The sequence below is a fragment of the Pseudomonas sp. Eqa60 genome, from assembly GCF_018326405.1.
Classification (GTDB): domain Bacteria; phylum Pseudomonadota; class Gammaproteobacteria; order Pseudomonadales; family Pseudomonadaceae; genus Aquipseudomonas; species Aquipseudomonas protegens.
The window spans coordinates 2,409,432-2,424,983 of the sequence record NZ_AP024342.1; the positions used below are offsets into that span (position 1 = coordinate 2,409,432).

Below are 15,552 nucleotides of genomic sequence, written 5' to 3' on the forward strand. Positions count from 1 at the left end.
AAACGTCTCACGCTGCTACCTTGACTTGGTTCCAGGCGCCGACGGCTTCGAAGATCTTGTAGGCCTGGGCCTCGTCGAGCGAAACCACGTCAGGTATCGCAATCCAGCCCGATGCCACCATGTGCATCGGGTTTGCGCTGTCGCGGATCTCTCGATAGCAATGTTCGATGACTTCCTCCAGATGGTCGGATAGATACATGCCGTCCGGCGCCGCCTCCATGTACTTCAGGTAACGCTTGCCGGCATGGTCATCGCACAAGGCGCTTAGGAATATCGTCCAGCGGTGAGTGATCTCGCACACGGCCTGCCCGATCTTCCCGGGCGCAATGTTCTTGAGTGACTTGTAGTTGATCATTCCCTGCCGGCCGCTGGGGTCGATGTTCACCACGGCAACGTGGTTGGTGCGGACGAGGGCCCGGCATGCGCGCTCAACCCTGGTACGGGCATTGTTGGGTTTGCGAGTCTTCATAGCAGCGCGTCCGCCATGCGCTTGAGGGCCCGGCGCTCGGCCAGGGTTAGGCCCTTCGGCTTGCGTTTGAGGACCGTTTCAGGGTCTATGTGCTTGGAGCGAATTGGCGGGATTGGGTTGAAAGGGGCGCTCTCCAGGATTTGGATCTGCCCGTCTGCAGCAAGGAACCGCTCGATGTGTGCTGATAGGTCCGCAGCGCTCTGGCGCTTCTGATCGATCAGGGTTGTGTGGTTGCTGATCATGCTGCGTCACTCCTCAGCTTGGCCTCGTAGCCATCCACCAGCAGCTTGAACTGCCAGAGGTCTTCCTCGAGCTTTTCGATGTAGTCGTCGTCACGCTTGAATTCGCGCCACCAGAGCTGCCGGCCAACGGGCTCAAGAGCTGGGCAATACATGCCGACGTGCCAAAATTTGCGGCCAGTAATCCACATGCAGCCCTGTACTTGATCCATGATGCCGCTGGCGTCATTGTCGATATGGAAGGCTCTAAGTTTCTCAGGTGCCAGGAAGCACTTGTATTCGCTACCCCCGTCTTCACCGATCAGGCCGTCGGCACTTGCGCCGAATGCGCCATCGTCGGTCGTAACGAACCCGGCGCGCTGGACCATCAGACCTGTTTGCAGTTCATGCTCCATCCTGGCCATTGGCTCCAGCTCATGGCCGCGTTTCATCTGCCAGATTTCAAAACCGTTATCCAGAGGTGTGCCGCTGATCCGTTCAACCGCCAGGCCGAAAGCGTAATTCATGGCTGTCTCAGATGGCTGGCCTACTGGCTTGCCGGCCAGTGCCAGGCGTACAGATTCAGCCTTGGGCGCGGCCTTGTAGCCAGCCTCTGACATTGCATCCTTTTCGGTCATGCCTGCCTGGACAGCAGCGACATATATCTGCTGCTTGTCGTCTAGGCCTCCAACCTTGGCACGTGCCACGCTGAACATGCTGGCGGTGATGCAGCCGGCTCTGGCCTGGTGCCACTCTGGGCTTCCCTGTTCGCAATTGATCAAGATCATGTTGCGTTCTCCAGTTCAGCCTTGCGCTTATTGACCGCGCCGCGTAACTCTTCGGCACCTACTGCATCCTTCGCTGCGTGCAAAACCTTCAGACCGTGCTGCCAGGCCTCTTGTAGTGCCACCTTGTCTGTTGCTGCCGCGACCTTTGATGTCAGGTCATCGATGATCGCGTTGCGGAAGGCTTCACCGCCGGCACCATTTCCGTCGTCGTCTTCTTCCCCGATCGCAACGTTGAAGATCATCTTCAGCAGGTAGCGCATGCCGTAGGAGGTACCAGAACCAAAGGCGTGGGTCTTGGTCATCACATCGCCGCCCTTGGCGCCCTTGCCATCAGAGGGAACGTGAGCACGATATTCGCGGGTGTGGCCGCCGATATGACTCACGAAGCACACCATGCCAACCATTCCTTCCGATGCAGGCTCGGTCCCAAATGAAAGCGAGAAACCTTCCTTGGTGTACTTAGGGCGCAATGAGCTGTCGAGCTTCCCGTAGGTTGCGTACTGGCTGCGCGTCTGGCTATTGGTAGCGTCGGCAGCGATGCGGCCCATTTCACCCTGTACGCGGGACAGGGCGGCGTTGAATTCGGTTTCGGCTTGCTTGGCCTGCATGCGCTCATGCATGGCCATCAAGCGCTCCATCTTTTCGATATCGCACTGAGGGTCAGCTGCAGCACGTTGAATGACGCTGAGGATGGTTGCCGCCTCGCCTATGACCGCTGGCTGTGTGTTGCGCTCAACCGTTGCTACTGTAGACATGATTACTCTCCGCGCCACCGGAGAGGGGCGCCATCGATGATTTAGGACGTGACGCGATCAGCAAGAGCGCCGAGCAGCATCAGAAGTGAGAAAAGGAGTAGAACGGGGAGGGAGCCGCGCCAGTAGGCGAGACGCCTGGTGCGCTGGCGTGAGGTCACAGGATCCGCTCCGATCTGCCGTCATGCCTGGTTACTTCGCCATATCGACCGATGGTGACCCGCGCATCTCTATCTTGGCGAAGAGCCCGCTTCACAGCGGTTTCTGCATGCTCCTGATACGTCTCAAACTCACGTTGGAGAGCATCAAACTTTCCTTTCTATTCGCGCTCAATATCGTTGAGCCGATCTGAAGCTGGGGGCGAGTAAAAGGCCATGCCGATGTTCTCTGTCCACAACACAACATCCTCTGCGATAGCGCGGATCTGCTCAGGCGTAGCAGTTACGCCGTGCTCGTCAAAGGCCTCAGAAAGCCCCTCGGCGTAGTAGTCGGTGCGAGAGTAGCTCATGCCTTCACCTCCACACAGCAGCGCCACATCCCACGAACGCGAGCCGGCTGCTTGATCCAGTTCACATCCCCCAGAAACGAAAACCCCTGCATTTGCAGGGATTCGGTTAGTCCTTTGAACGATCCGGCGATGATGGTCATGCTGCCTCCTTGCGGCGCTCAACTATTCGCCGAACGCGCTCACAGTAGTGTTTGAACTCTTCTGCATTGATGATGAGGATCGAGAAGTAGTTGACGATTGTCGTTTCTGCTTTGGCTTCTTCGATCTCGCCGGCGCCTGGGAGCAGCATCGTTTCGATTACTGCCTCAATGGCTTTCACAGCGATTGTGTGATTGTTCATAGCTCGTCATCCTCGGCCTGAGCAATCAGGCCATCAGCAGCGAGAGGGCGAAGGAGGATGCGTGCAATCTCGCGGAGTGCTTCCTTTGGGTCTGGGGCGCAGATAGCCTCTATAGCAGCGCCCTGGGCGTCTGATGTATCTCTGCGTACCGCGGCCAGGATCAGCCGGCCGATCACCGACGGGCTGTTTACGCTGGCCATCACATGCTCATCCACGGCCTGGGCGAACTGCTCATGCGTCACACCCTGAGGACTACGCATGCGGCGCTGGAACTTCACGTCTTGCCCGTCCAGCAGGTCATAGGCCGCGTTGTCGACCCATACGCGCTCAGCTTCCTCGGTATCAACCGGCTCAGGAGGCAGCATGGCGTCGTAACGTTCCTGGCAAATCTGAGTTGCTGTTTGCATGGTCGCCTCCAAAGTGGCGGGTCAGTAGTCTGACTTGCTGCAGTCGTGATCTTCGTTGCTGAACAGGTGGGCATCGGTGAACTCGCCACCTTCATGGCCGTCAGATCGACGCTGCCGGCGCTCTTGATATGCTGCGTGCTGGCCTGTACGGCGCTCGTGCCTCATGGCTTTGCATGATTTGGAGCAGTACCTGGCCCAGCCTCGCTTACGGTCTGCTGTGCGAGCGATAAATGGTTGCTTGCAGCACAGGCATGCGTATTCGGCTGTGGCAGCCATGGGTGCCTCCTGGGTTTCGTTATCGTTTGTCCTGCTTGGCCTGTCTGGCCTTTATCGCGCAGTCGGCATGCTGAGTGCGCCAGCCACCGGCGTGACGCTCAAAGTGGCCCTGGCCAGCCTCTACGCGCTGTCCGCACCGGTAGCATGTGCCGGGGTATTTGTTGCGCATGGCGGGTTACTCGGTGGGCTGGGTGACTACTCGCGTCATCGAGTATTCGTGGTAAGCCGGCTCCTGATCCTTCCAGGTCCTCGCCTCGATATCGATAACCCCATTGGTCCAGACGGTAGTGATCGGGCCATATACTGGGTCGCTGTTTGTACGAGACAGGGTGAAGTGCTTCTTCGGCTCGTTTGCCAGCATTCCAGCCATGGCATGAATCAGGTTCAACATGCGGTAGGTGTCGCCACCATCACGACTATTTGCGTAGATCGGCTTGATATCGCTCATGGCGACCTCCAGTGTTTGGTTGATCCAACAAAACTCGGATGCACTCATTCGCTCCGCTGGTTGCCGTTGGGCGCGGGGTTAAGTGCATGCGGGTGGTGTCGGGAAAGGAAAGCCCCGTTGGACGTTCGGGGCTTTCTCAGATGCCGCTTTAGGGTGTTGCTTCTATGAGATCCAGGTATTTGGGTCGGGGCAGCCAGTGCCAGAACACAAGCTGACCCTCAGTACATCGCCAGGGCTCGCGGAAGGTACGCAGTGGACCGGTTGGCAGCGTTGCCTCAATTGGCGGTTCTGGCCGCACATCACAAAGCGCTGCGCCGATCAGGAACAGTAGGAGCATGGTGTTCTCCAGCGGGTGGTGTGAGCGTTGGCGCCCCGAAGACGCCGCTACTCGTTGAGGACCGGCGCGTGACCCACAAACGAGTCGTGTCGGTATTTCACCGCTCGGCGCCGGTGATGCAGGTGTCCCGCATGCGCGGGGTTGGCTTCCGCATCGGGGTGTGATCTGCCCAGGAATCGAACCTGGAAGACTTACGCGCTTGGCTACCGGGCGCCCGTCGCCTTGCGCTGCGTATCTGTGGCGATACCGGCCTTCATACCGTCGAACCGATCCACAAATCACACCCCGATGCGGCCTGGTGCTGGTTGTTCAGGCCCGGCGCGCTTCGGCCATGCAGGCATCGCGGGTGTCGGCTGCCAGGTCGGCGGCCCAGGTACGGCCGGCGCGGATATGCGCCACCAGGTAGTGGTTGTACTCGCGGGCTTTCTTGATCAGCTGCTGTTTGGTCATGGCTGTTGCTCCGGTTGGTTTCCCGTCTGGCCCTCGTCGAAGGCCAGCCAGTGAAATTGTCATGCTGCTTTAAGGGTTTTGATCGCTCTATCCATGTCTTGGGCAGTGCGTACGTACTCTGTAACGCGACCATCAGCCTTCAACTTGCCCACCCAGTCGCAGCGCTCTTTGCACTGCGCCGATTCTTCGCGGGCGAGCTTGGCGTAGCTGCGAAAGCGTTTTGCCTCAGAGCGGAGGCGAGGAATGTCGTTTTTCGTGAGCATTGTTCAATCTCCGTTCGTGGCTTTCGAATGCCTCCCGGGGTTTGAGAGGCATTTGTAAAACCAGGAAGAGGGGTGAATCAGCACCCCTCTAGCTGTCACCGCGAGCAGCTACTGGCTTCGTTCTCGCGGGTTACTTCTGATTTCAAAGAGCTTGGTTCCAGTCGGTCCCCGTTAGAGGGCTGGGAGATCACTTCGCTGATCCCGTGCTACCTGGCGGCTTCACCAGTCGTGTCTTGCGGTCCTCTTGAGGCCCTTCGCAGGGACTTTGTCGCTGCGTTGAGTGAGAATTTAGAAAACTAAACAGATTGCGTCAAGCATTAAATTTAGAAATCTAAACTTTCTTTCCGTGGGTATTTCGTGGAGGCGAAAAAAAGCCCGCAAATCGCGGGCTTAGGGAATTGGGATGATGTGGCTATCTCTTACGTGGGGACCTGCGAACGGTTGACCACCAGAAGACGCGACCGAGCATGTTGGTCTCTTCGCGCCAGGATTCGGCAGTCATGATCTCATCAGGATAATCTTCGCCGTTCTCGCTGCTGATCCTTATAGAGCCTTGGGGGAGGCGATAGAGGTACTTCACTCTAAGCATTCCACCATGATTGAAGGCATAGATTTCGCCATCAATGATTGAGGTGTCGCTCATGTCGAAGCCGATAGCTGCTCCGTCCATGATAAGGCGCTCCATGCTTCGGCCTTTGACTCTCGCTACAGCTGCACTCGCGCAATCGACGCCTGCTGCACGCAATGTTGCATTGCTGAACCGCAGTTTCCGATCTGCAACCTCTACGACTTCCGTCATACCGTCTCCGCCGGCAAATTCGACTTCGGCGTAGTAAGGCACTTCGCAATCATCTTCGTCTAGTGGGTCACCCTCATCCCACACGGCAAGGTCACCAAGGAGTTCAAGGTTTGCTTCTGGCGCTCCAAGGGGGCCTATTTCAGGTTCGCCACGGCCAGTGGCCAGCCACTCAGGTGAGCACTTCAATGCCTTAGCTAAGGCAAGCAGGTTTTTGCCAGTGGCGCCGTTTATCCCGTTCACCCAAAAGCTGATGGTGCCCTTGGAGGCCCCAGTCGCTTTGTGAAGGGCTGTTGCATTTAGGCCTTGGGCCTTCATGCGTGCCTTGAGTCTGTCTTTGAATTCCATATTTAGGATTCTAAACGCCAGCTTGTTTAGATACCTTGCCTTCTCATGTTTAGATCTCTAAACTCCGATTCATGTAACCGGAGAACCAATATGACCTATGACGACGCCCTGAAGCACTTCGGCTCTGGCAAAGCGATTGGTGACGCGCTTGGAGTAACCGGAAGCCGCGTTTCTCAGTGCCGCGCCGCGGGTGGCTTCTCGTACCCAATGCAATGCGTGTTGGAGAAGGAATCAGACGGTGCCCTCAAGGCCGTTCGTTCTGATGATCCGACCCAGGCGCAGAAGAACACCGCCGCTTAACCCTTTCTGAAAACCAGGAGCACGAAGCATGTACATGGACCCCAATCAAAAGCGCGCCATTCCGGTGAAGGTTCGTTTCGAACCTGTGCTGGATCGGATCCTGCGCAAAGCCGCGACGAAGACCCGCATGCAGCACGCGACCTACCTCTACGAAATCATCGAATGGGCGGTGGCTAACGGCGTGATCGAGGAACTCATGCAGGACAAACAAGAAGATATCGCAGGCTGAAGGGCCTATGGAGGCCTGAATGACCGTCGAGCTCGAAAGGCTGCCGCCTGATACACGGCAGAGAGTAGAGGAACTGATGCGTGCCAACGGCTGGAGTTTCAGCCGAGCCATGAACGAGATGTTCGAGGCTGCTGTAGCTGCTGGCGCGCTTTCTGTAGTGGGAAGGAAGAAGGCCAAAGTCCTTCAACTGGTGACCCCAATGAGGGCCTCTGGCAGGGACTCTTCAGGGTAAACCAGAGGGCCTCTGCCAAATTAAAGGCACAAAAAAGCCGGGATTGCGCCCCGGCTCTCTGCAACATCACATAACTGGGACCAATTATGCATATGCAGACCCAAAGTGTACAGACCCTCAGCTATGCCGCGCCACAAAACGCGAACCACGATTTCGTGGCGCGGATGTCGTCGCGGGAGATCGCCGAGGTAACACAAAAGCGCCACGACAATGTGTGGCGGACAATTGAATCCCTTCACTCCAAAGGACTGATCGGACTTCCTCAATTTGAGGAAGTCACCAATCCGGGGCCTGGGCCGCTGCGCATCAAGCAGTACCTGGTCGGTAAGCGCGACAGCTTCGTTGTCGTCGCCCAGCTTTCACCAGAGTTCACTGCCGCACTGGTGGATCGTTGGCAGCAGCTGGAGGCCCAGGTATCGAAGCCGATGCCCTCCGACCTAAGCAAGCTGGAAATCCTCCAGATGGCCCTGGAGTCGGAGAAAGCCCGCGTACTGCTAACCGTCCAGGTCGACACCCAGGCCAAAAAGATCAACCACCTGGAGAACCTTTTCAAGGAAGGCATGACCCACACCCAGTTCTGCAAGGGCCTCAATGGGGTCAACGTCATGCAGGTGGGCAAGTACTTGGAAGGGCGCAGCTGGCTCTACAACGAGAGCAAGTCCGGACTGCGCCACCGTGTTGGCTCGTACGCCCGCGACAAGTACATGACTGAGCACCAGCACGAAGTCACCCCGCACGGCAAAGACCCGTTTATCTCCTACACGCCGATCCTGCTGAAGAAGGGCGCCGCACGCCTGTACGACATGTACCTGGCCGGGGAGCTGCCCATGAAGAAGACCTGGGATGGCCTGTTCACCCACGACAAAGCACTGAGGGCCGCATAATGGCCGGGGACTGGATCAAAATGCGAGTAGACCTTCAGACGCACCCAAAAGTGTTCCGCATGGTGTCCGCATTGAAAGCGGACAGACTTCGGATTATCGGCGGACTGCACATCGCCTGGAGCATCTTCGACACCCATTCCGACGATGGCGTGCTGCACGGTTACAGTGTCGACGCCATGGATGCTGTTGTGGGCTGGCCGGGCTTTACCCAGGCCATGATCGATGTGGAGTGGGCCTCTGTGCAGGACGACGGAAGCCTTGTAATGCCTCGCTTTGACGAACACAACGGGGCGAGCGCAAAACGCCGCGCCAACGACAGTGAGCGCAAGCGCAACGACCGCAAAAACAAGGCTGTCCGCAATGTGTCCGCAAGTGATGCGGACAATTTGCGGACCAGAGAAGAGAAGAGAAGAGAAGAGAAGAAAGAGCAAGATCAAAAGCAAGGTGCTGGCGCACCAGCGAAGTCCTGCAAATTCGATCCGCTGACTGCCAAACCCGTAAACGTGTCCGAGAAGGCGTGGGCCGACTGGTGCCAGCACCGCAAAGAAATCCGCAAGCCACTGACCGCCAAGAGCTGCGAGCAGCAGGCCAAGGCCTTGGTGGGACATGCAGCGCCTGACCAGGTGCTCGCCACCTCAATCGCCAATGGCTGGACTGGAATCTTCCCGGACAAGCTTGCCAGCAACGTCCACCCGTTCCCCCAATCCCGTCACACCGGCTTTGCAGATCGTGACTACACCTCCGGCCTAATCCAACGGGAGGACGGCAGCTATGGCTTCTGAGAACATTGTTGCCATGCCGGCGCAGGCCTATCCGCCAGGAACGCGCATTCAGCCGGCCACCTGTGAAACCCACGGTGCGTACGAGCAGAAGGTCTACTCGGTGCTTGGGCGGGATCTGAAATCTGGTTGCCCTGAGTGCAGCCGCATCCGCGCCGAGGAAGAGGAGTCACGCCGCCAGCTTCAGGAAGCTACTGCGCTTCGCGTCCGCATGGCCGAAAAGCTGGGCGCCGCCCTGATCCCCAAGCGCTTCATGGGCAAGACCTTTGACCAGTACGTTGCCAAGACAACAGAACAGCGAAAGGCTCTGAACACCTGCCGCCGCTACGCTGCCGAGTTCTCAGTCATTGCCGAGTCTGGCCGTTGCTTGCTGCTGCTGGGAAAGCCTGGAACAGGCAAAACTCACCTGGCCGTGGCCATCGCCAACGAGATCATGGCGGCCACCACCGCGACAGCCGTGTATCGCACCGTCGGCGCAGTGCTCCAGGCCATTCGTGCCACATACGACAACGCCAGTGAGAAAAGCGAAAGCCAGATCCTATCGAGCCTGATCAGCCCCTCTCTGCTGGTCCTGGACGAGATCGGCGTGAGCAAGGAGAAGCCAAGCGACTTTGAGTTGACCACGCTGTTCTCAATCATCAATGGCCGCTACGAGGAGCTACGACCCACCGTCATCGTCTCCAACCTGGATGCCAAGGCGCTGGCCTCGGCAATCGGCGAACGCTGCGCAGATCGGCTCAGAGAGGGGGGGTAATCGTCGTTCCGTTCGAGTGGGAATCGCAGCGCGGCAAGGAGGGTTTCTGATGAGCAGCGACAACATGCGCGAGGCGGTGGCAAGAGCAATTTGGAACATTCGCCGCGAGGAAGAGGATCGCTGTGATATGGAGCTTGAGGATATGGGCGCCGATCATTCCGTGTGGGCTGAAGCCGATGCGGCAATCCAAGCCATGCAGGAGATGCCGCAATGACCGACTACACCGAACTGAAGCGGCTGGCTGAGGATGCAATTCAGCATTCGGAAAAGATCGGCGAGCACGATTGGTATCACGAAAATGAAGTTAGAAGCCTTCTTCTTTCTTCGACTGAAGATGCGCAATTTGTATCGAATGCAAGACCCGAAGTAGTCCTGGCCCTGATCGCCGAGCGCGACCGGCTCAAGGCCGAGAACGACTCGGTACGTAAGCACTGGCAGAACGAGTCAAACAATGTCCAGGCGCTAATGGCTGAGGTTTTGCGACTCAAGGCCGAGAACGAGCGCCTTGAGGGAGCTCTTGAGTTCAAGAAGATCGACGCGAAGACCTACAGGGAAGCGTCAGAGCGGTTCCAGGCCGAGAACGAGGCGCTGCGCAAGTTACTTCTGGATGCATCAGAAGAAATCTACGCCTGGGGGTCATACGCCAGTGATTACTTCCAAGAAAAACACGACCTTGAAGGCTGTGTAGAGAAGTTTCACGCGGCCGCCCTGTCCAAGGGGGAGCAGCCATGACCTACGCCAAGCCAGAAAGCTACACCGAAGCCGATTGGGAAATGGTCCAGGGCTACATGCGCGGCAAGGACTCGCTGCCACCGCAGCGCCGGAACGCAGCCTACATGCATGGTCACCGCAATGGCGTGTCGGATGCGGCTGGTGTGCCGCATGAGCGAGCCAATGTCCTGATCCGTCGGGCGAACATGATCCCAGGCATCACGCCAATGGCGCCGATAAATGCGGGTGGCCGGCCATGACCAGCCTCCAGATCCGCAACGAATCAGACCGCAACAAGGCCATGGGGTACATCGCCGGCCTGGACCTGGCCAAGCCGAAGAAGCTGGCCATCACCGAAGTGGACCGAAGCGGGGAGCAGAACAAGGCCCTGCACGCGGCTCTGGCCGATATCGCCGCCCAGGTCGAGCACGCCGGCAAGAAGTGGGATGTCCTGATCTGGAAACGCCTTCTGACGGCCGCCTGGCTGCGCGAGACGGGCGACAAGCCGCAGATGATCCCTGCGGTAGACGGTAACGGCTTCGACGTCATCTATGAGCGCACAAGCAAGCTCACCGTGAAGCAGTGCGGGGAACTGATCGAGTGGGTTCATGCCTTCGGCGCCGAGCACCAGGTGCGGTGGACGCAGAAAGACAACTGGGGAGGAAGGTACTGATGCTCGCCACCAAACAGCCCAAGCCCAAGACCTGCAAGAACCCAGCATGCGGGGCCTCATTCGTCCCGCAGCGCCTGGGACAGGCCGTGTGCAGTCCGAAGTGTGGACTTGCGATCAAGGAAGTGAACCAGGAGAAGGCGCGCAAGTCGCTGGCCGAAGTAGGGCGCCGTGAGATCAAAGACCGTAAGGAGGCCCTGAAGACCAGGGCCGACCACCTTAAGGACGCGCAGAAAGCAGTCAACGAGTTTATCCGCCTGAGGGACAAGGATCTCCCCTGCGTCAGCTGTGGGCGCTTTCATGAAGGCCAATGGCACGCCGGCCATTTCAGATCAGTCAACGCTCACCCTGAGCTCAGATTCGAACCACTCAATATCTGGCGCCAATGTGCCCCATGCAATACGCACAAGTCAGGCGACCTCCTGAACTATCGCCAGGAGCTTGTGCGCCGGATTGGGGCCGATGCTGTGGAATGGCTTGAAGGGCCGCATCTACCGAAGAAGTACACCGTCGAGCAACTCAAGGCATTGACCGCCGAATACCGGGCAAAGACCAAAGAACTCAAGAGGGCTGCAGCATGATCTATCAGAACGTCATTTCAGCAGTCGTCCGCGCTTTGGCAGCGGAAACCATCAACAGCGCCGGTGGGTGCAACGTCGAGCCAAGGGTTCAAACCAGCAAGCTCAAAGGTGAGATAACCGGCAGGGATGCTGCACTGCTCGCTGACTGCATCGTGCACAAGCTGTTGCACGCCCAGCTCGCCCCGCGCCATTGGAATGCATTGGTGGCCAAGTACAGCACCCACCGCGGGCGCAAGATCGATTCAATTGGTCGCCTGGTCGCGGTTGTGCCTACGCCGGCGCCGCTGCGATTCACCCAGCAGGCCGTGCTGGTCTGGGCGGTTCCGCAGCAGTCGAAGGGTGTCCAGCGCGCCGTTGTCGAGGTCAAGGCGCCGAAGCACCGGGAAAACAAGGAGGATGGACAATGGGATTGGCGCAACAAGGCAGCGGACGCCGATGTGGCTCGCGCCAACATGCACGCCAGGTCGGTCGCTGAGTCGAAATCGGGAGAGATGATCGTCCTGGCCGCGTCGAACTACGACATGACGAACTGGGATGCTCAGGGCCTGACTGATCGCACCTACCGGCGGTGGAATCAGGCGATCAAGGGTTCGCTCGAAGCTTTGGTGAATGAGGCCTTGGTCGATGCACAGCACATGCTGGAAGCAGTAGGAGTGCTAGCCAGCGAGGCGGCTTGAAAATAGGGCCTCAAAAGGGCTTGCATTTCATGTCCGCATGTCCGATTATTTGCCCATCCTGTCATTCCTGCGTGTGTAGGACTGACTAACAAGAACCCGGCCGCCGCGCCGGGTTTTTGCTTCTGTGTCTAACAATCAGAAACGAACTGCTATTTCTCCGGTAGAAACGATCTCGTAGTCGGTGTTGCTTTTCCTATTCGCGTTACCGCCTCCAGCCACCCTGAACTCTTTTAGGCCATCGGCCCATCCATTGTCGGCAGGGTTTAGGAACTCGTGATAGGTCTGGTGTGTGATCTCGACAATTCCATAGACCTTCCCGGACTCAGTCTTAACTTTAAAAGCGTCTGTCTGCAGTTGCCGTGACTTCATCGGTTCCTCCCTTTGCAATTGGCGTGAATGCCGAAGATAGCACGGAGGATTGCCAACGGGATCAGGGCGTTGTCGGGCGCACCTATTCAGGGCCTCGACATTGATCGGGGCTTTTTTGTTTTGGGCATTGCCCAGGCCAACGCAGGCCATTTTTATTCCCTGGAGACATCGATGGCAGAACCAGCGAGCACTGCCGCCAGCGTCGTGCTGGTCAAATACGGCGTGGTCATGGCTGCATTTATCGGTTCGATCCTGTCCCTTGGCTTCTTGAAAGACCTTTCCCGGGGGCAGGCAGCGACCGCTGTGGCTACTGGCTTCGGATTTTCGGTATACCTCACTCAGCCGGTGACACTCTGGCTGGCCCCCAAACTTGAATTGGCGGTGACTGATGATCTTCTGTGTGGCGTGGCATTCGTGCTGGGTCTGACAGCGATGAACATCATCCCAGCACTGAAGGCGGCAATGGGGTCGTTCGTAACGGCGCGAGGTGCCTGACATGAACAGCATCATTGTTTCAGCGCTTGGGGTGCTTGATGCGCTTCTGTGCGTCTTGGTGGCTCTGGCTGCCTGCGACTACTTACGTCGGATTCGCCCTGTGGATCAACCGCTACTGTGCACGGCGTTCTACCTGGTCGCCATTGGGGCGTTTGGCGCGTTCGTAACAGCCATCCAAGGGCATTGGGTAAACCCGTTCGGCGTGATGCTTCACGCGGGCGTGGTGGCTTATGCGTGGGCTAGGCGAGGCCATGTGTTCGAAACCGGTCACGTTGATGGGTTTCAACCAGTCAAACGAGGTGGGCCAGTAGCGCCGCCTCCCAAGAATCCGTAGTGCGCGACACGTTTCGCGGATAAGCAAATTGTGTCGCGACACATATGAGGAATGACCATGGCCACTGTTTACGAAGTAACCATTGATGGCGGAAGTCGCGTTGAGTTCGTGAAGGGCGAACGAGCTGAAGTCGATGAAGGAATTTTGTTCATAACCGACGAGTCGCACAAAGCTGTGGGTATCTTCGCCAAGTTTGACTCCGTGATCGCCAAGCCAACAGAGCAAGAGTAAAGATCATGGCATTGACCCCAAAGCAGGAGGCCTTCTGCTTGGCCTACCTGAAGACGGGTAACGCCAGCGCGGCATACAGACAGGCATACAGCGCTTCGAACATGAAGCCTGAGACGATCAACAACAAGGCAAGCGCACTGCTCAAGAAGGGCGAGATTGGGGCGAGGCTTGAACAGCTCAACCAATCGGCCGTCACCGACTCGGTAATGACACGCCAGCGCGCCCTGGAGCGTCTCAGTCTTATCGCAGAGACGTCCATCACTGACATCCTTGAGTTCGACCAGCGTGAGATCGACGGGCCGGAAGGGCCGGTCAGCGAAACCATCTGGCGGATGAAGGACAGCGTCGAGATCCCCGAGGTAGCGGCCGCCACCATCAAGTCGGTGACCATGACCAAGTTCGGGCCGAAGATTGAGATGTATGACCGCCTCAGTGCGATTCAGCAGCTCGCCCGCATGCAGGGTTGGGAGTCTGCACAGAAGCACGACCACACCAGCAGCGATGGCAGCATGAGCCCGAAAGGGAAGTCGCTGGACGACTTCTACACTGGCGATGTACCAGCTTAACCCGAACCTTCGTGAGTTTTGGCGGATCAGGAAGCCGTACAAGCTTCTGAAGGGTGGGCGGTTCTCATCGAAGACCCAAGACGCGGGCGGCATGGCTGCCTTCCTGGCTCGCAACTACACGGTGAAGTTTCTCTGCATTCGCCAGTTCCAGAACCGTATCGCCGACTCGGTGTACACGGTCATCAAGGAAAAGATCAATCAGGCCGGCTGGACTGATGAGTTTGATATCGGCGTGTCGTCGATCAAGCACCGCACGACCGGCTCGGAGTTCCTGTTCTACGGTATCGCTCGCAACCTGAACGATATCAAAGGTACTGAGGGTGTCGACATCTGCTGGATTGAGGAGGGCGAAGGCCTTACCGAAGATCAGTGGAAAGTCATTGACCCTACAATCCGCAAGCAAGGTTCGGAGATCTGGATTCTGTGGAACCCGGACCTGATGACCGACTTTGTCCAAGCCAAGCTTCCAAAGCTGCTGGGCGACGATTGCGTCATCAAGCACATCAACTACGCCGACAACCCGTTCCTTTCCGATACCGCACGATCCAAGGCTGAGCGTCTGAAAGAGGCTGACGAGGAGTCGTACAACCACATCTACCTCGGCCAGCCCCGAACCAACGACGACGCGGCGGTTATCAAGTTCTCATGGGTAGAAGCGTGCGTTAACGCGCACCTGAAATTGGGCATGAGCTTGTCCGGCGCCAAGGCTGTTGGTTATGACGTGGCAGACAGCGGTGACGACAGCAACGCCTGCGCCATGTTTGACGGTGCGATCTGCTTTGAGATGGACGACTGGAAGGCCGGCGAAGACGAGCTGAACGAGTCGGCTATGCGTGCGTGGTCTCACGTGCGCGGCGGGCGACTGATCTACGACAGCATCGGCAACGGTGCGCATGTCGGCTCAACACTGAAGGCGGCGCGCATTCATGGCGGGTACTTCAAGTTCAACGCCGCCGGCGCCATCGTCAATCCCGAGAAGGAATACGCGCCGAAGATCAAGAACAAGGACAAGTTCGAGAACCTGAAGGCCCAGGCCTGGCAGGACGTGGCCGATCGCATGCGCAACACGTTCAACGCGATCACCAAGGGGCACAAGTTCAAGGCGTCTGACCTGATCAGCATTTCCGGCGATCTGCGGAAGATCGAGCAGCTCAAGCTCGAACTGTCCACTCCACGCAAGCGCTACAGCAAGCGCGGGCTGGATATGGTCGAGACAAAGGATGAACTGGCTCGGCGCAGTGTTGCGTCTCCCAACTTGGCTGATGCTTTTGTGATGGGCGCATGTCCGCACTTGGTGGCCAACTCGAGACCAATTCGCGACCTCCTATAACCAAATCGGT

At 57.8% G+C, this 15,552-nt stretch carries 29 protein-coding genes and 1 pseudogene; 17 read left to right on the forward strand and 13 right to left on the reverse strand.

Annotated features, from left to right (window positions below; genetic code table 11):
- Positions 1–7: 7 nt before the first annotated feature.
- The 12 genes from KI242_RS11005 to KI242_RS11060 all read right to left on the reverse strand — a co-directional run bounded on the left by KI242_RS11005 (position 8) and on the right by KI242_RS11060 (position 6,400).
- Complete coding sequence (locus KI242_RS11005; RefSeq protein WP_212806105.1) at positions 8–469, reverse strand: hypothetical protein; 462 nt, start codon at positions 467–469, stop codon at positions 8–10.
- Complete coding sequence (locus tag KI242_RS11010) at positions 466–711, reverse strand: hypothetical protein (protein ID WP_212806106.1); 246 nt, start codon at positions 709–711, stop codon at positions 466–468. The genes KI242_RS11005 and KI242_RS11010 overlap by 4 nt, the downstream gene beginning before the upstream one ends.
- Positions 708–1,475, reverse strand: coding sequence for a lambda exonuclease family protein (locus tag KI242_RS11015; RefSeq protein WP_212806107.1), 768 nt, complete (start codon positions 1,473–1,475; stop codon positions 708–710). The genes KI242_RS11010 and KI242_RS11015 overlap by 4 nt, the downstream gene beginning before the upstream one ends.
- Entirely contained in the window at positions 1,472–2,230 is a 759-nt protein-coding gene (locus tag KI242_RS11020; protein WP_212806108.1) for an ERF family protein, read from the reverse strand. The genes KI242_RS11015 and KI242_RS11020 overlap by 4 nt, the downstream gene beginning before the upstream one ends.
- A 316-nt stretch (positions 2,231–2,546) precedes the next feature.
- Complete coding sequence (locus KI242_RS31730; protein WP_244868176.1) at positions 2,547–2,735, reverse strand: hypothetical protein; 189 nt, start codon at positions 2,733–2,735, stop codon at positions 2,547–2,549.
- Positions 2,732–2,875 (reverse strand): hypothetical protein, encoded by a 144-nt coding sequence (locus KI242_RS11030; RefSeq protein ID WP_210692879.1) that lies wholly within the window; start codon positions 2,873–2,875, stop codon positions 2,732–2,734. The genes KI242_RS31730 and KI242_RS11030 overlap by 4 nt, the downstream gene beginning before the upstream one ends.
- On the reverse strand, positions 2,872–3,075 hold the full coding sequence (locus tag KI242_RS11035; RefSeq protein ID WP_212806109.1) for a hypothetical protein: 204 nt from the start codon (positions 3,073–3,075) through the stop codon (positions 2,872–2,874). Before KI242_RS11035 ends, KI242_RS11030 begins: the two co-directional genes overlap by 4 nt.
- Complete coding sequence (locus KI242_RS11040) at positions 3,072–3,482, reverse strand: hypothetical protein (RefSeq protein WP_212806110.1); 411 nt, start codon at positions 3,480–3,482, stop codon at positions 3,072–3,074. The genes KI242_RS11035 and KI242_RS11040 overlap by 4 nt, the downstream gene beginning before the upstream one ends.
- Before the next feature lie 451 nt (positions 3,483–3,933).
- A complete protein-coding gene (locus KI242_RS11045) occupies positions 3,934–4,206 on the reverse strand; it encodes a hypothetical protein (RefSeq protein WP_212806111.1) in 273 nt (90 codons plus the stop codon).
- 646 nt (positions 4,207–4,852) lie between these two features.
- Positions 4,853–4,993, reverse strand: coding sequence for a hypothetical protein (locus KI242_RS11050; RefSeq protein ID WP_212806112.1), 141 nt, complete (start codon positions 4,991–4,993; stop codon positions 4,853–4,855).
- A 59-nt stretch (positions 4,994–5,052) separates the two neighbouring features.
- Positions 5,053–5,256 carry a hypothetical protein gene (locus KI242_RS11055; protein ID WP_212806113.1) on the reverse strand — a complete coding sequence of 68 codons (204 nt, stop codon included), beginning with the start codon at positions 5,254–5,256 and terminating at the stop codon, positions 5,053–5,055.
- Positions 5,257–5,668: 412 nt separating this feature from the next.
- Positions 5,669–6,400, reverse strand: coding sequence for a helix-turn-helix transcriptional regulator (locus KI242_RS11060; RefSeq protein WP_212806114.1), 732 nt, complete (start codon positions 6,398–6,400; stop codon positions 5,669–5,671).
- 90 nt (positions 6,401–6,490) lie between these two features.
- On the opposite strand from KI242_RS11060, the gene KI242_RS11065 reads away from it, so the two are divergent.
- The 12 genes and pseudogenes from KI242_RS11065 (at position 6,491) to KI242_RS11125 (ending at position 12,217) form a co-directional block, all read left to right on the forward strand.
- Positions 6,491–6,700, forward strand: a complete 210-nt coding sequence (locus KI242_RS11065) for a hypothetical protein (RefSeq protein ID WP_092316391.1) — start codon at positions 6,491–6,493, stop codon at positions 6,698–6,700.
- Between the two features lie 28 nt (positions 6,701–6,728).
- Complete coding sequence (locus tag KI242_RS11070) at positions 6,729–6,929, forward strand: hypothetical protein (RefSeq protein ID WP_039012569.1); 201 nt, start codon at positions 6,729–6,731, stop codon at positions 6,927–6,929.
- Positions 6,930–6,948: 19 nt separating this feature from the next.
- Positions 6,949–7,161 carry a hypothetical protein gene (locus KI242_RS11075; RefSeq protein WP_212806115.1) on the forward strand — a complete coding sequence of 71 codons (213 nt, stop codon included), beginning with the start codon at positions 6,949–6,951 and terminating at the stop codon, positions 7,159–7,161.
- A 92-nt stretch (positions 7,162–7,253) separates the two neighbouring features.
- Positions 7,254–8,045 (forward strand): Rha family transcriptional regulator, encoded by a 792-nt coding sequence (locus KI242_RS11080; RefSeq protein WP_212806369.1) that lies wholly within the window; start codon positions 7,254–7,256, stop codon positions 8,043–8,045.
- A complete protein-coding gene (locus KI242_RS31735; protein ID WP_244868177.1) occupies positions 8,045–8,827 on the forward strand; it encodes a Pyocin large subunit-like protein in 783 nt (260 codons plus the stop codon). Before KI242_RS11080 ends, KI242_RS31735 begins: the two co-directional genes overlap by 1 nt.
- Positions 8,817–9,628, forward strand: a pseudogene (locus tag KI242_RS11095) (ATP-binding protein). The gene KI242_RS31735 and the pseudogene KI242_RS11095 overlap by 11 nt, the downstream one beginning before the upstream one ends.
- A complete protein-coding gene (locus KI242_RS11100; RefSeq protein ID WP_212806116.1) occupies positions 9,628–9,792 on the forward strand; it encodes a hypothetical protein in 165 nt (54 codons plus the stop codon). Before KI242_RS11095 ends, KI242_RS11100 begins: the two are co-directional and overlap by 1 nt.
- Positions 9,789–10,310, forward strand: a complete 522-nt coding sequence (locus tag KI242_RS11105) for a hypothetical protein (protein WP_212806117.1) — start codon at positions 9,789–9,791, stop codon at positions 10,308–10,310. The genes KI242_RS11100 and KI242_RS11105 overlap by 4 nt, the downstream gene beginning before the upstream one ends.
- Complete coding sequence (locus KI242_RS11110; RefSeq protein ID WP_212806118.1) at positions 10,307–10,549, forward strand: hypothetical protein; 243 nt, start codon at positions 10,307–10,309, stop codon at positions 10,547–10,549. Before KI242_RS11105 ends, KI242_RS11110 begins: the two co-directional genes overlap by 4 nt.
- A complete protein-coding gene (locus KI242_RS11115) occupies positions 10,546–10,962 on the forward strand; it encodes a recombination protein NinB (RefSeq protein ID WP_212806119.1) in 417 nt (138 codons plus the stop codon). The genes KI242_RS11110 and KI242_RS11115 overlap by 4 nt, the downstream gene beginning before the upstream one ends.
- Positions 10,962–11,540: a recombination protein NinG gene (locus tag KI242_RS11120; protein ID WP_212806120.1), complete on the forward strand. Its 579-nt coding sequence runs from the start codon at positions 10,962–10,964 to the stop codon at positions 11,538–11,540. The genes KI242_RS11115 and KI242_RS11120 overlap by 1 nt, the downstream gene beginning before the upstream one ends.
- On the forward strand, positions 11,537–12,217 hold the full coding sequence (locus KI242_RS11125) for a hypothetical protein (protein WP_212806121.1): 681 nt from the start codon (positions 11,537–11,539) through the stop codon (positions 12,215–12,217). The genes KI242_RS11120 and KI242_RS11125 overlap by 4 nt, the downstream gene beginning before the upstream one ends.
- Positions 12,218–12,352: 135 nt before the next feature.
- Here the strand turns inward: KI242_RS11125 and KI242_RS11130 are convergent, their stop codons facing one another.
- Positions 12,353–12,586 carry a hypothetical protein gene (locus tag KI242_RS11130; RefSeq protein WP_212806122.1) on the reverse strand — a complete coding sequence of 78 codons (234 nt, stop codon included), beginning with the start codon at positions 12,584–12,586 and terminating at the stop codon, positions 12,353–12,355.
- Positions 12,587–12,757: 171 nt separating this feature from the next.
- Here KI242_RS11130 and KI242_RS11135 point away from each other — a divergent pair, with 171 nt between their 5' ends.
- From KI242_RS11135 to KI242_RS11155, 5 genes are read left to right on the forward strand one after another with little or no spacing between them, the layout of a single operon-like run.
- Entirely contained in the window at positions 12,758–13,081 is a 324-nt protein-coding gene (locus KI242_RS11135; RefSeq protein WP_212806370.1) for a peptidase M48, Ste24p, read from the forward strand.
- A 1-nt stretch (position 13,082) separates the two neighbouring features.
- Positions 13,083–13,415, forward strand: a complete 333-nt coding sequence (locus KI242_RS11140) for a hypothetical protein (RefSeq protein WP_244868178.1) — start codon at positions 13,083–13,085, stop codon at positions 13,413–13,415.
- Between the two features lie 57 nt (positions 13,416–13,472).
- The gene (locus tag KI242_RS11145; RefSeq protein ID WP_212806123.1) at positions 13,473–13,646 is read left to right on the forward strand and encodes a hypothetical protein; all 174 of its coding nucleotides are present in this window, start codon (positions 13,473–13,475) and stop codon (positions 13,644–13,646) included.
- A gap of 5 nt (positions 13,647–13,651) precedes the next feature.
- Positions 13,652–14,212 (forward strand): terminase small subunit, encoded by a 561-nt coding sequence (locus tag KI242_RS11150; RefSeq protein WP_212806124.1) that lies wholly within the window; start codon positions 13,652–13,654, stop codon positions 14,210–14,212.
- Entirely contained in the window at positions 14,199–15,542 is a 1,344-nt protein-coding gene (locus tag KI242_RS11155; protein ID WP_212806125.1) for a PBSX family phage terminase large subunit, read from the forward strand. Before KI242_RS11150 ends, KI242_RS11155 begins: the two co-directional genes overlap by 14 nt.
- Positions 15,543–15,552: the final 10 nt, after the last annotated feature.

What these genes read in the sequence shown, in the direction of transcription:
- KI242_RS11005 (WP_212806105.1), bottom strand. Translation starts at nt 469, where the DNA reads ATGAAGACTCGCAAACCCAACAATGCCCGTACCAGGGTTGAGCGCGCA.
- KI242_RS11010 (WP_212806106.1), bottom strand. Translation starts at nt 711, where the DNA reads ATGATCAGCAACCACACAACCCTGATCGATCAGAAGCGCCAGAGCGCT.
- KI242_RS11015 (WP_212806107.1), bottom strand. Translation starts at nt 1,475, where the DNA reads ATGATCTTGATCAATTGCGAACAGGGAAGCCCAGAGTGGCACCAGGCC.
- KI242_RS11020 (WP_212806108.1), bottom strand. Translation starts at nt 2,230, where the DNA reads ATGTCTACAGTAGCAACGGTTGAGCGCAACACACAGCCAGCGGTCATA.
- KI242_RS31730 (WP_244868176.1), bottom strand. Translation starts at nt 2,735, where the DNA reads ATGAGCTACTCTCGCACCGACTACTACGCCGAGGGGCTTTCTGAGGCC.
- KI242_RS11030 (WP_210692879.1), bottom strand. Translation starts at nt 2,875, where the DNA reads ATGACCATCATCGCCGGATCGTTCAAAGGACTAACCGAATCCCTGCAA.
- KI242_RS11035 (WP_212806109.1), bottom strand. Translation starts at nt 3,075, where the DNA reads ATGAACAATCACACAATCGCTGTGAAAGCCATTGAGGCAGTAATCGAA.
- KI242_RS11040 (WP_212806110.1), bottom strand. Translation starts at nt 3,482, where the DNA reads ATGCAAACAGCAACTCAGATTTGCCAGGAACGTTACGACGCCATGCTG.
- KI242_RS11045 (WP_212806111.1), bottom strand. Translation starts at nt 4,206, where the DNA reads ATGAGCGATATCAAGCCGATCTACGCAAATAGTCGTGATGGTGGCGAC.
- KI242_RS11050 (WP_212806112.1), bottom strand. Translation starts at nt 4,993, where the DNA reads ATGACCAAACAGCAGCTGATCAAGAAAGCCCGCGAGTACAACCACTAC.
- KI242_RS11055 (WP_212806113.1), bottom strand. Translation starts at nt 5,256, where the DNA reads ATGCTCACGAAAAACGACATTCCTCGCCTCCGCTCTGAGGCAAAACGC.
- KI242_RS11060 (WP_212806114.1), bottom strand. Translation starts at nt 6,400, where the DNA reads ATGGAATTCAAAGACAGACTCAAGGCACGCATGAAGGCCCAAGGCCTA.
- KI242_RS11065 (WP_092316391.1), top strand. Translation starts at nt 6,491, where the DNA reads ATGACCTATGACGACGCCCTGAAGCACTTCGGCTCTGGCAAAGCGATT.
- KI242_RS11070 (WP_039012569.1), top strand. Translation starts at nt 6,729, where the DNA reads ATGTACATGGACCCCAATCAAAAGCGCGCCATTCCGGTGAAGGTTCGT.
- KI242_RS11075 (WP_212806115.1), top strand. Translation starts at nt 6,949, where the DNA reads ATGACCGTCGAGCTCGAAAGGCTGCCGCCTGATACACGGCAGAGAGTA.
- KI242_RS11080 (WP_212806369.1), top strand. Translation starts at nt 7,254, where the DNA reads ATGCAGACCCAAAGTGTACAGACCCTCAGCTATGCCGCGCCACAAAAC.
- KI242_RS31735 (WP_244868177.1), top strand. Translation starts at nt 8,045, where the DNA reads ATGGCCGGGGACTGGATCAAAATGCGAGTAGACCTTCAGACGCACCCA.
- KI242_RS11100 (WP_212806116.1), top strand. Translation starts at nt 9,628, where the DNA reads ATGAGCAGCGACAACATGCGCGAGGCGGTGGCAAGAGCAATTTGGAAC.
- KI242_RS11105 (WP_212806117.1), top strand. Translation starts at nt 9,789, where the DNA reads ATGACCGACTACACCGAACTGAAGCGGCTGGCTGAGGATGCAATTCAG.
- KI242_RS11110 (WP_212806118.1), top strand. Translation starts at nt 10,307, where the DNA reads ATGACCTACGCCAAGCCAGAAAGCTACACCGAAGCCGATTGGGAAATG.
- KI242_RS11115 (WP_212806119.1), top strand. Translation starts at nt 10,546, where the DNA reads ATGACCAGCCTCCAGATCCGCAACGAATCAGACCGCAACAAGGCCATG.
- KI242_RS11120 (WP_212806120.1), top strand. Translation starts at nt 10,962, where the DNA reads ATGCTCGCCACCAAACAGCCCAAGCCCAAGACCTGCAAGAACCCAGCA.
- KI242_RS11125 (WP_212806121.1), top strand. Translation starts at nt 11,537, where the DNA reads ATGATCTATCAGAACGTCATTTCAGCAGTCGTCCGCGCTTTGGCAGCG.
- KI242_RS11130 (WP_212806122.1), bottom strand. Translation starts at nt 12,586, where the DNA reads ATGAAGTCACGGCAACTGCAGACAGACGCTTTTAAAGTTAAGACTGAG.
- KI242_RS11135 (WP_212806370.1), top strand. Translation starts at nt 12,758, where the DNA reads ATGGCAGAACCAGCGAGCACTGCCGCCAGCGTCGTGCTGGTCAAATAC.
- KI242_RS11140 (WP_244868178.1), top strand. Translation starts at nt 13,083, where the DNA reads ATGAACAGCATCATTGTTTCAGCGCTTGGGGTGCTTGATGCGCTTCTG.
- KI242_RS11145 (WP_212806123.1), top strand. Translation starts at nt 13,473, where the DNA reads ATGGCCACTGTTTACGAAGTAACCATTGATGGCGGAAGTCGCGTTGAG.
- KI242_RS11150 (WP_212806124.1), top strand. Translation starts at nt 13,652, where the DNA reads ATGGCATTGACCCCAAAGCAGGAGGCCTTCTGCTTGGCCTACCTGAAG.
- KI242_RS11155 (WP_212806125.1), top strand. Translation starts at nt 14,199, where the DNA reads ATGTACCAGCTTAACCCGAACCTTCGTGAGTTTTGGCGGATCAGGAAG.